The sequence below is a fragment of the Pseudoalteromonas sp. 0303 genome, from assembly GCF_013349995.1.
GTDB lineage: Bacteria > Pseudomonadota > Gammaproteobacteria > Enterobacterales > Alteromonadaceae > Pseudoalteromonas.
On record NZ_JABVXF010000083.1, the window covers coordinates 1 to 1,904 of the forward strand.

Below are 1,904 nucleotides of genomic sequence, written 5' to 3' on the forward strand. Positions count from 1 at the left end.
GCCGCTATGGTCAAGGGGCCCTGTGTATTTTTGACTGCCCACTTTTAAGTATAAAACCAAAGCAACAAGGTATGGATATTGGCCTTGCTTGGCAAAACGAGCAATGGCGAATTGATGTTGGTACCACTCCACTTGGCTTTTTAGTCGAAGATATCGTGTGGGGCGTTAATTACAATGGTGATTTAGGCGACTTTGGTTATGGCGTCACGTTTAATAAACGCCCGGTTACCAGCTCTGTATTATCTTACGCCGGACTTGAAGATGTCTTTACCAACCAAGTATGGGGCGGTGTTAGAGCTACGCAATTACAACTTAGTCTATCTCATGACCTTGGCCTAGACTGGGGTTTTTGGGGCAGTACTAACTATCAAATCTTGCAAGGTAAAAACGTAAAAGACAATCAAAGCTACAGCCTAATGGGTGGCAGTTATTATCGTTATATTCGCGAAAGAAACACAGAATTAAGCCTAGGTCTTAACTTATTACACTGGTCGTATAAGTATAATTTAAGTGAAGAAACCTGGGGACATGGTGGCTATTACAGTCCACAAAACTACTTGGGCGCTTCATTACCTGTGATTTTTGATAAGCGAGTTGGTCATAATTTTGTATACCGACTGCGCGCTGGCGTATCTTGGTCAACCACCACCACTGACGACATCGTGTTTTTCCCGAACGACCCTATTTTGCAAGGCCAAGCAGAGGCTCAAACAGCTGTTACGGGTGTTGTACCTTACTTTGAAGGCGATACCAGCAGTGGTTTATCGTATAACTTAGGGGCAAGTTTTGAGTATCGATTCACGCCTCATTGGTTCTTTGGTGGTTACGTCAACTTAGATAGAGCCGATTTTTACGAGCCGAATTATGCTCAGTTGTACTTCCGTTATTACTTTAATCCGGTGTATAGCGAACTGGCTTTCCCGGGTAAACCTGTTGTGCCTTATGCTAACTACTAACTAACCTAACGTATTATTCAGAAAAATTGCCTCTCCAGATGATGCATATGAATAATATAGTTTCAGAAATAGAGCCTATTAATTATAAAGTTGAACACAGGAATACAATATGGTTCCAACAAAAATTTATAGTTAAAAAACAAGTATGTAATTTTTTAAATATAGTGAACAAGCATATGCTTTTGTGATTAACCTGTTATTTTTTCCTTTCATCATATAGTCTTTATAATTGAACTTGCAATTTGGATAAATGTGCTGAAGACTTGAGCAAAAACGAAAATGATTTATTCTACAAAACAAATTTTTCTTGATGTCGTTTACATGGGAGCTGGAATTATAAAGTTTCTTTTGAAAAAGGGACCAACAAGTGCGCTCTAATACTCAACTATTGGTCATTATTCTGACTAGCTTATTACTAACAGCATGCGGTGGCGATAAAACAACAAAAGAAGTCGCAACAGCTCCTGATCAGTCTGGTTTAATTATTTCGGTCGAAAATGGCTTATCAGCTGAATTTGCACAGGGCGATGTCACACTTAATGCAATAAGTAACACGGTTGCGACAGACACCACGTTTACTTACACTGAAACAGCCGCCTCAAGCACAGATATGGAGCAAGGTATTGTCTCGAGTATTCATACCTTTCGCCCAAATAACCTGATATTTGCTGAGCCATTAAGTTTAGCGATTAAATTACCAGATGAACAAACTAACCTTGCCTTTAGCATAGTGCAGTTAGTCGATGAGCAATGGCAAACTCTCAGTACTGAACAAAGCGATGATGGATTTGCAGTCAGTGCTATTACAGAATTTGGTAGTTTTGCTTTAATGTCTCGCACAATTCCTGCAGCCAGTAAAACCATTGGCGAGCAATGTAATGACACAGCCAGTAACCAAACAGTGCGCTTTATTCATGTTGCTGATTTACACGCGCGCTTTGGCTTTAA

General features: G+C 40.0%; 1 protein-coding gene and 1 pseudogene. Both read left to right on the top strand.

Annotated features, from left to right (window positions below):
- The coding region (locus tag HUS62_RS22150) for a cellulose synthase subunit BcsC-related outer membrane protein (RefSeq protein ID WP_175081179.1) at positions 1-956 on the top strand (956 nt) is incomplete at its 5' end.
- Between the two features lie 367 nt (positions 957-1,323).
- Positions 1,324-1,904, top strand: a pseudogene (locus HUS62_RS22155) (metallophosphatase); the annotation flags it as partial.